Source organism: uncultured Methanobrevibacter sp. (genome assembly GCF_902771435.1).
In the GTDB taxonomy this organism is placed as follows: Archaea; Methanobacteriota; Methanobacteria; order Methanobacteriales; family Methanobacteriaceae; genus Methanocatella.
In genome coordinates, this window is record NZ_CACXXB010000054.1 from 1 (window position 1) to 9,339 (window position 9,339).

Genomic DNA, 9,339 nt, shown 5'->3' on the forward strand with positions numbered 1-9,339 from the left:
GATTCTAATGATTTTTTTACTTCTTCTAACATTGTATCACACAAAAATTATAAAACATTTATTAGATATAAATATAACTTAATACAATTATATAATTTTGCTAATATAAAATATTATTAAGAGTGATTAAAATGGCAATGCTCGGAAGTTTAGGAGAAAATCTTACTAATACGATGAAAAAATTAGTAGGGATGTCTGTCATTGATAAAAAGACAATTAAAGAAGTTGTAAAAGACATACAACGTGCCTTAATTCAATCTGACGTTAACATTAAACTAGTTTTAGAATTATCAAAAAAAATCGAATCAAGAGCTCTTGAAGAGGAACCTCCAAAGGGTATCACTCCAAGAGAACATGTTATAACTATCATTTATGAAGAGATGGTAAACCTGCTTGGAAGCGAAGCCGCAGGCCTGCTTGGAAGCGAAGCCGCAGGCTTGGACATCAACGAAAAGCCATACAAAATTCTATTTTTAGGGCTTCAGGGTTCCGGTAAAACAACCACCATCGGAAAATTATGCAGATACCTTCAAAAAAAGGGTTTCAACCCTGCCGTTGTCTGTACAGACACATGGAGGCCTGCAGCATATGAGCAGTTAAAACAGCTCACAGAAGAGATGGACGTTCCGCTGTACGGAGATCCTAACAATAAGGACGCCCTTGATTTGGCCAGAAAAGGTCTGCAGGAATTCAAAAACAGAAAGGTTATCATTTTCGATACTGCAGGTAGGCACAAGAATGAAGAGGACCTTATTGCTGAGATGGATCAGCTGGACGATATAATCGAGCCGACCGAAGCTATTCTTGTTATTGACGGAACCATCGGTCAGCAGGCAGGTGAACAGGCAAGGGCATTTTCACAGGCAACCGACATCGGTTCAATCATCATTACCAAACTTGACGGTTCAGCCAAGGGTGGGGGTGCGATGTCTGCTGTTGCAGAAACAGGAGCTCCTATCAAGTTCATCGGTACCGGTGAGAGAATCGACGACTTTGAACTCTTCGACCCTCAAAGGTTCATTTCAAGACTTCTCGGTATGGGAGATATCCAGTCCCTTATAGAAAAGGCTGAAGAAAACATCGACGAGGACATTGCCGAAAAGACCATGAACAACATGCTTACTGGTAAGTTCACCCTGATGGACATGAAAAACCAGTTTGAGATGATGAACAAGATGGGTCCTATGCAGCAGGTGCTCAACATGATTCCCGGCATGGGAAACAAGATTTCCAAGGAAGCCTCCAAGATGACCGAAGACAAGATTGACGCCTATAAAATCATGATGTCTTCAATGACCGAAGAGGAAATGCTCAATCCGAAAATCATCAAGCAGTCACGTATTCAAAGAATCGCTAGAGGTTCTGGTGTTGATGAAACAGAAGTAAAAGAGCTTTTGAAATATTACAACAACACCAAAAAGACCATGAAGGGAATCGGAAAACGTGGCGGCCGTTTAGGCGGCGGAGCAATGAACCGTATGATGGGACAATTCATGAACAGATAGCATGTTGGAATTAGCTAAACAAATCCTGGATGAATGCGACGGCAAAATCTGCAAAAATTGTCTCGGCCGCAAACTGTCCAAAACAGTAGAGGGTTCAAACAATATAGAAAGGGCAGACAAGGTCACAAGTGAACTTGGAATAACTTTGGACGGGGAATGCATAGTCTGCGACAACCTATTTGACAAGCTCAACGACGATTTATATAAAAAGATTGACGATAAGATCAATCAGCTTGAAGTCGAGTTCGACACATTTCTTGTAGGTTCCAAAATAAGCAAGGACATTCAGAAGCGCGATGAGGAGCTTTCTGAAAAGTTCGATTTGAACGTTGAAACCATAAAAAAGGAAGTTAACAGACTAATCGGTCTTGGAATTTGGGAAATCTATGGCAAGGAAGCTGAATTCGAAAGCCAGGACATTGTATTTAACGTTGATTTAATTAAAGAGCCTAAGGTAAGAATCCAAATCAATCCGCTGTATGTTGAAGGAAAGTACAACAAACTGAAGCGAGGAATACCTCAGACAAAATGGCCTTGCACAAAATGCAAGGGAAGAGGATGCGAAGAGTGCAATTTCACAGGCAAGCAGTATCCCGAGTCAGTTGAAGAACTGATTTCCGAGCACTTTTTAAAACTGACAAAGGGAAGGGAAGCAAAATTCCATGGTGCAGGCCGTGAAGACATTGACGTTTTGATGCTGGGTTCGGGAAGGCCATTCGTTTTGGAAATCAAGGAACCGAAAATAAGAAAACTTGATTTGCCGACTCTAGAAGAGAAAATAAATAAGATTAATGAGGGAAAAACCTCATATCACAATCTGCATGTCTGTGAGAGAAGAAGAAAAGCGGAAATAAAGCAATCCTCTCCGGACGCTTATAAGATTTACAATGCACTTGTCAAATGCGACGGTGCCTTTGATGAAAACAAGCTTGAAGAGCTAACACAATTAAATGAAATTCATCAGCAGACTCCATTGAGGGTTTTAAGGCGTCGGGCCGATAAGGTGCGTATAAAGCACGTGCTTGACCTGTCATATGAAATCATTGACGAGTCTTCATTCAACATGAGAATCAAAACCGAAGGCGGACTGTATATCAAGGAACTGATTTCAGGTGATGACGGAAGAAGCCAGCCAAATGTCAGTGATATTTTAGGCGTAAAGGCAATCTGCGAGAAATTGGATGTAATTGAAGTAAGTGAGAAGTAGGTATTATGGGAGACGAATTTACACATTTAACAGAAAGTGGAGTCCACATGGTTGAAGTTGGCGGAAAGCCGGATCAAAAAAGAAGAGCTATTGCAAGCGGAAGTATTTTTTTAGATGAAAATACCGTTGCAATGATTCAAAACGAAGAAATCAAGAAAGGTAATGTTTTAACAACCGCTCAAATTGCTGGAATTCAGGCAGTAAAGAATACCTCTTCAATAATTCCTCTCTGCCATCCGTTGGCCCTGACAGGTATAGAACTTGATTTTGAAGTAAAAACAGATGAAATCATAGCTACCTGCGCCGTCAATACTTTAGGCAAAACAGGTGTTGAAATGGAAGCGATAACCGGTGTAAGTGTAGCTTTGCTTACAGTATGGGATATGGTAAAGGCTGTTGAAAAGGATGATGACGGACAATATCCGGATACCAGAATCAGCGATATCAAAGTTATCAAAAAAGAAAAAATCTAACCTTTATATACTATGAAAAAAATAGATATATACAATTATTTTATATTAATTAACTTAATGGGAGATTACTATGTCAAAAAAAGATAACAAGATTTCCATGCCTCAGACAGGTGCTGGATTAGTAAGATATTTTGATGAAGAAAGTGTAGGTCCAAAACTTTTTAGTCGCTACTGTTATTGTAGCTATACTTTGTTTCGTTTTAAGATATTCCGCTTAAAATTATTGTTTTTTAAAAAAACAATACCACTTTTTTTTATTTTTCAGATAATATGCTAACTAAAAGAATTATTCCTTGTCTAGATTGTGACTTGCAGGTTCCAGAAGGACGTGTCGTTAAGGGAGTGGAATTTAAGGAAATTAAATATGCAGGAAACCCTGTAGACCTTGCCACACGCTATTATGAGGAAGGTGCAGATGAGGTTGTAGTTTTAGACATCACAGCTTCTCATGAAAGAAGAGCCACCATGGCAGACGTAATAGACAGATTGACAGAAAACGTTTTCATGCCGATTTGTGTAGGTGGAGGAATAAGAAAAGTTGACGATTACATTAAAATGCTTAAGGCCGGAGCAGACAAATGCTCAACAAACACTGCGGCAATCAAAAATCCGGAGCTTTTGACAGAAGCCTCAAAGGTTGTTGGTTCACAGGCAGTCGTGATTGGAATCGATGCCAAAAGAAGATATGTTTCACATCCCGACGATGCGCCGGACAAGACAGTCATAGAAACCGATAAGGGCTATTGCTGGTTTGATACAAGTATTTACGGAGGACGTGAATTTACAGGCATTGACGCAATCCAATGGGCTTTAAAATGTCAGGATTTGGGTGCCGGTGAGATTCTTTTAACCAGTATGGACGGTGACGGAACCCAAAACGGATATGACATTGAGCTTAACAGGGCAATCAATGATGCTGTCGACATTCCTGTCATAGCAAGCGGAGGCGTCGGCGAGCCGAAACATATTCTGGAAGTCTTTGAAAAGACCGATGTTTCAGCAGCTCTTGCAGCAAGCATATTTCATTTTAACCAGTATTCAATAGGCACAGTTAAAGAATACCTGAAGGAGAATAATGTGGCTGTTCGCTTATGATTATCGAAACCCCTATTGATTTGGAATTAACTCAAATGTCCGGTCAGACCTCACAGCCTCCATGGAGTGAAGTTGACGGTACTTTTTCTAATGTTGTTGATGTTAATGATAATCCTGTTATTTTCAATGTCAGGCAATGCGGTGAATTTTTGGATTTCAATTATGCGGGGGATGTTTCAGACAGGCAGGCTATTGATAAGCTGAATTACATTTTTGATTTGGATTTTGATTTGGATAAATTCTACAAGTATCTGGGAAATCATGCTGAATTGGCGCAAATGCCTGAGTTCTGCAATGGTTTGAGACTCTTTTTGGCAAGCGATCCCTTTGAATGCATAATCTCGTCAATATGCTCTGCAAACAATTCAATCAAAAGATGGACCAAATCGATTTGCCGGATAAAAGAGAACTGGGGAGATAGGCTCGCCAATTACTATACTTTTCCTAAAAGCAACGATTTATTAAAAGTATACTTGGATGATGAGGATGAATTTAATTCATCAGATATTCAGGATATTTCAATGTGCACAAATAATCTCAAAAGTTGCGGTGTAGGATATAGAGCACCATACATGAGAAGGGCATCCGAGATGTTTACAGACGAAATTGACCTCTGCGAAATTTTCAACATGGGCTATGATGAAGCCTTTGAAACAATACTTGAAGTTCCGGGAGTCGGTCCGAAAGTGGCAGACTGCATATTGCTTTACGGATTCAACTTTAGGGAAGCTTTCCCATCGGATGTATGGATAAAAAGAATCGTTTCCCATTTATATTTCGATGGAAAGGATATAAGCGTTGCCAAAGTTCGCGATTTTGGAATGGAAGAGTTCGGCAAAAATGCAGGTTATGTTCAGCTTTACATGTTCCATTATGCAAGAATGAGCGGACTGATGAAAAAATTGAAATGAACTAATATGGCTATTTTTTAAAAATCAGACATTCGAGAAATCGGCACTAACCGGATGACATTATTAAAAAACCTAATTTAATTTTTTTACTTTCAAATTCGTTATATATTAAGTATAGTTACTAACCAAACTTTTATTATAGATGGCTGACAAATAATAAATTATGTCAGGAAAATCTAAAATTAATGTTTTTAACAAAATGACAAAAACTGCTTTAGATGAAGAAATAAGTGCTTATGTGGCTTATCATAGGTACTATCAGAGGTTAATTGCAGTTAAAATAGTTAGTGAAGGAAATACAATTGCAGATGCTGCAAATATATTGGGAAAATCCTATCAAACAGTCCACAGATGGATAAAAACTTGCGAATCTGAAGGATTAGAAGGATTAAAACCATCATTTGGCGGAGGGAGGCCATCAAAATTAAATTATGATCAATTGATTGAATTAGATAAAATCATTGAAGAAACACCAAATATGTCAATGAAAGATGTACATCTTCTTGTTAATGAAAAATTTAATGTAGATTATAGTTTAAAGCAAATAGGAAAAATTGTGAGGAAATTAGGATACAATTACAGTAAAGCATATCCTAAATTTTCGAAATCTCCTGAAGATGCAGAAGAACAGCTAAAAAAAACTTAGAAGAACACAATTTATCTTCAAAAGATATTATTGTCTTATTTGATGAAGCATCCTTCCAAAATGAACCCTACACTCAAAAATCATTATATAAAAAAGGAACAAAACACACACAAACTGTAAATCCTTACAAATTTAAAATCAATGCCACAGGATCCTTAGCAATTAATGGAAATTCAACCATCACAATCACAAATTCTTCAACAGCACCAGAAATAGCAATAGCTCTCTTAGAATTAAGATGTGCTAATACAAAAAACAAAAATACAGTAAAATTATTAAATAAAATAATCGAAGAAGTTAACTTAACTGATGAAGAAATAGATGAATTTTAATGGAAAACAATGAAAATAACAAAGTTTTCACAGAAAAAATAATAAAAACAATTGAAAAATATAAAGATGATACGACCTCAACAATTGTTAGAATCATCGGAAAACACTGCAATCGAGAATTAATCAATAAAGAAGAGAAATAAGAAGAAAAATAACCTTAAATCTACTGGAAAAAGAAAACATAATAACAAAAATACAAACCGAACAAAGAATATGTTTAATCTTAGATAATTACAGCGTTCACAAGTCTGCATTCATCAAAAAAATAGCACTACATCTCAATATTGCATTAATATACCTTCCACCATACTCCCCACATCTAAATCCAATAGAACAAATATGGAGACAAATAAAACGAGAAATTAAACATTATTATCTAGAATCAAGAGAATTTTTACAAGAATTAACAATAAAAACCTACAATAAATCGATTTCTGGAACGAAAGTTTATGACAAATGACTCGAAACATTTATAACAAAAGTTTGGTAACTAACTATAATATTTGAATTACTCTGTAAATGTTGTATAATACATCTTTGAGTTTAGTTTCTTTATTTTGGAGTTTTGTGCTTCTGCTACAGTTTTTTCCGTTGAATCTTCTTTTAATTTTTAACATAAATAAACAATAAATATTGATATTCACTTAAATTTTGACAGGGTTTCTACAAGGTTAATATTTATATTAATAAAGAACAAAATCTCTAGTAATGAATGAAAAAATTGATTTGGTTTCACAACCTAAAAAAACTTTTTGGAAATTGAGTATACCAATAATAGCATTTTGTCTTTTTGATTCAATTTATGGTATTGTTGATATGGCATGGGTAACACAAATAAACATTCATGCTTCTTTTGCAGTGGGTATTTCAATTCCTTTTGTTTCTCTTATATTTTCATTCGGCGATTCACTTGGACGGGGTACTAATTCCCTGATATCCCGTTATATTGGGTTTGGCGATTATGAAAGTGGATATAATACACTAATTCATGGAATCATCATTACCAATATAATATGGATCATTATATTATTTTGTGCTGTATTTGCTCAGGAAATAATATATAGTATAAACCCTGCTGATTCATATCTTTTAGCTATGGATTATTTGATGCCACTTCTAACTTTTGCATATGTATTCATGTTTGTTAATTTTTTCTCTGAAACTTTACAGGCAGAAGGAAATTCAAGAATTCCAACCATATTCATAATATCATCGAATATTCTAAATATAATATTGGATCCTATTTTTATTTTTAATTTGAATTTAGGAGTTAAAGGAGCAGCATATGCTACTGTTTTATCTTCATCAATTCCGTTTATAGTTTTCGTATTAATGTATCTGCTTGGAAGAACAAAAATTCCCTTATCTAGAAAATACTTTAAGCTCCGCCCATACATACTTATTGAAATTTGCAAGGTTGCCTTTCCTAATTTCCTGGATGAGGGATTATGGACCTTCACATCATCATTTATCAATGGCATATTGACAGTGACAATGGGACCTGTTGGACCGGTGATTTATTCTGCATCAAATAAACTTAAAACTTTATTGAATTCACCTGTTAGGGGTTTTGGTAGGGCATTAATGAGTGTTACAGGGCATTTATTCGGTGCACATGAATTCGATGAATTATATGAAATGTATAAATACACACTTAAAGTATCTGTTATAACAACAATTGTTGTGATGATTGCATTCATATTTTTGCGCGAGTATGCATTTAGCATTTTTTCCATTAAAGGAATGCAGACAGAAATATTATGGATAGCAATTCTTGGGACAGTCATAATGATTTCACTTCCGTTTACCATTGTCTCTTCAAAAATGTTGGACGGTTTTGGAAAAAGTATGTATTCACTGTTTTTCATTTTCATAAAGCTTTGTGTGCAATGCGGTTTAATATATGTATTGAATATGTATCATATCAACCACTGTGTCTTGATTGGAGTAACTGTTTCCGAAGTACTGTCTGCGATTATATTTTATGCATTCTTAAGATACTTATTCAAGAATTTTAATGAAAAATACGAAAATGAAGATGTCGTTAAAACGTTCAATTCCGATGATGAAACTGAATCTTTAAAAGAGCATGCAGAAATCAAAGATGATGGAGCGGAAAAAAATAAGACTTTAAGAAAAATACTGTTAAATGGGGCATTAATAGTCATGATAATCTTTGTGATATCGATTATACTTTCACTTATTTCAATTAATGATCCTTTAATAGTCATAAGTGGAATAATCGGTTTGATTATCTTTACACTCAGCATCTTTCTAATAACAAGATTAGATAAGCCTATAATTTCTTTAATTGGAGTTATTGTCTCTGCCGTCATACTTTTCACATTCATGCATAGTTATGGCAATAGATTCATTCAGTGGTTTATCATTGCTGGGGCTTTAATGGCGTTTATTTTCATAATTCTAAAAAGAAAATGAACCTTGTAGAAACACTCATTTAAAATATCTGAATTGCTCTGAAATGTTATATAATACATCTTTGAGTTTAGTTTCTTTATTTTGAAGTTTTGTCGTTCTGCTACAGTTTACTCCGTTGAATCTTCTTTTTATTAGAGGTATAACACTTTCCACGCTTAAAATTAAAATCCATGCATTGCGAAGAACAAATTTGAGTGCAAAATAAAAAGAACAGAAACATGTTAAAATCAAAAACAAAGAGAAAAAATCAATTATTTAATAAAAATAAATAATAAACATCGATATTCACTTAAATTTTGACAGGGTTTCTACAAGGTTAGAATTATAATGTTTTGACAATAATTTTTAATTAGATTGTTGAATAGACATTATATTGAAGATGTAATTAATAAGGATGATAAAATGGATATTGATTTGACGGATATCGGAATTGAGGAAGGACAGAAATATGAGGGGATTTACACTACCATGAGCAAGGACGGTGTAAAAAATGCAGCGCCAATAGGAATTGTATGCAATGGCAAAGACAAACTTGGATGCAGATTATTTGTCGGCACTCAAACCCTGAAAAACATTATGGAAACACGCAGATATGTTGTAAATATCACTTTTGATCCTATAAATTTCGTAAATTCAACCATCGGAAACCTGGATATTGAAGAGTTTACAGATGATGATGACATTGCAATATTGAAAAATGCAGAAGCATATGTCATTTGTGATGTTACAGA

10 protein-coding genes and 1 pseudogene are annotated in these 9,339 nt (G+C 35.0%); all 11 read left to right on the plus strand.

Going from position 1 to position 9,339, the window contains the following annotated elements:
- Positions 1-131 precede the first annotated feature (131 nt).
- Entirely contained in the window at positions 132-1,505 is a 1,374-nt protein-coding gene (locus QZU83_RS09700) for a signal recognition particle protein Srp54 (protein WP_295611797.1), read from the plus strand.
- 1 nt (position 1,506) lies between these two features.
- Entirely contained in the window at positions 1,507-2,712 is a 1,206-nt protein-coding gene (locus QZU83_RS09705; RefSeq protein ID WP_295611798.1) for a tRNA pseudouridine(54/55) synthase Pus10, read from the plus strand.
- 5 nt (positions 2,713-2,717) lie between these two features.
- A complete protein-coding gene (gene moaC, locus QZU83_RS09710) occupies positions 2,718-3,185 on the plus strand; it encodes a cyclic pyranopterin monophosphate synthase MoaC (RefSeq protein ID WP_295611799.1) in 468 nt (155 codons plus the stop codon).
- 70 nt (positions 3,186-3,255) lie between these two features.
- Positions 3,256-3,403 (plus strand): annotated as a pseudogene (locus tag QZU83_RS09715) (preprotein translocase subunit Sec61beta).
- 52 nt (positions 3,404-3,455) lie between these two features.
- Entirely contained in the window at positions 3,456-4,280 is an 825-nt protein-coding gene (gene hisF, locus QZU83_RS09720) for an imidazole glycerol phosphate synthase subunit HisF (RefSeq protein WP_295611800.1), read from the plus strand.
- Positions 4,277-5,191 carry a DNA glycosylase gene (locus QZU83_RS09725; protein WP_295611801.1) on the plus strand — a complete coding sequence of 305 codons (915 nt, stop codon included), beginning with the start codon at positions 4,277-4,279 and terminating at the stop codon, positions 5,189-5,191. Before hisF ends, QZU83_RS09725 begins: the two co-directional genes overlap by 4 nt.
- Positions 5,192-5,354: 163 nt before the next feature.
- Positions 5,355-5,837 carry a helix-turn-helix domain-containing protein gene (locus tag QZU83_RS09730; RefSeq protein ID WP_295611802.1) on the plus strand — a complete coding sequence of 161 codons (483 nt, stop codon included), beginning with the start codon at positions 5,355-5,357 and terminating at the stop codon, positions 5,835-5,837.
- A gap of 331 nt (positions 5,838-6,168) precedes the next feature.
- A complete protein-coding gene (locus QZU83_RS09735; RefSeq protein WP_295611803.1) occupies positions 6,169-6,312 on the plus strand; it encodes a hypothetical protein in 144 nt (47 codons plus the stop codon).
- Between the two features lie 50 nt (positions 6,313-6,362).
- A complete protein-coding gene (locus tag QZU83_RS09740; RefSeq protein WP_394350265.1) occupies positions 6,363-6,629 on the plus strand; it encodes a transposase in 267 nt (88 codons plus the stop codon).
- Positions 6,630-6,877: 248 nt separating this feature from the next.
- The gene (locus tag QZU83_RS09745) at positions 6,878-8,608 is read left to right on the plus strand and encodes an MATE family efflux transporter (RefSeq protein WP_295611804.1); all 1,731 of its coding nucleotides are present in this window, start codon (positions 6,878-6,880) and stop codon (positions 8,606-8,608) included.
- A 402-nt stretch (positions 8,609-9,010) separates the two neighbouring features.
- On the plus strand, positions 9,011-9,339 hold a 329-nt coding region (locus tag QZU83_RS09750; protein WP_295611805.1), incomplete at its 3' end, for a DUF447 domain-containing protein.

Bases quoted from the DNA above. Each gene is read 5' to 3' on its own strand.
- QZU83_RS09700 (WP_295611797.1), top strand. From the start codon at position 132: ATGGCAATGCTCGGAAGTTTAGGAGAAAATCTTACTAATACGATGAAA.
- QZU83_RS09705 (WP_295611798.1), top strand. From the start codon at position 1,507: ATGTTGGAATTAGCTAAACAAATCCTGGATGAATGCGACGGCAAAATC.
- moaC (WP_295611799.1), top strand. From the start codon at position 2,718: ATGGGAGACGAATTTACACATTTAACAGAAAGTGGAGTCCACATGGTT.
- hisF (WP_295611800.1), top strand. From the start codon at position 3,456: ATGCTAACTAAAAGAATTATTCCTTGTCTAGATTGTGACTTGCAGGTT.
- QZU83_RS09725 (WP_295611801.1), top strand. From the start codon at position 4,277: ATGATTATCGAAACCCCTATTGATTTGGAATTAACTCAAATGTCCGGT.
- QZU83_RS09730 (WP_295611802.1), top strand. From the start codon at position 5,355: ATGTCAGGAAAATCTAAAATTAATGTTTTTAACAAAATGACAAAAACT.
- QZU83_RS09735 (WP_295611803.1), top strand. From the start codon at position 6,169: ATGGAAAACAATGAAAATAACAAAGTTTTCACAGAAAAAATAATAAAA.
- QZU83_RS09745 (WP_295611804.1), top strand. From the start codon at position 6,878: ATGAATGAAAAAATTGATTTGGTTTCACAACCTAAAAAAACTTTTTGG.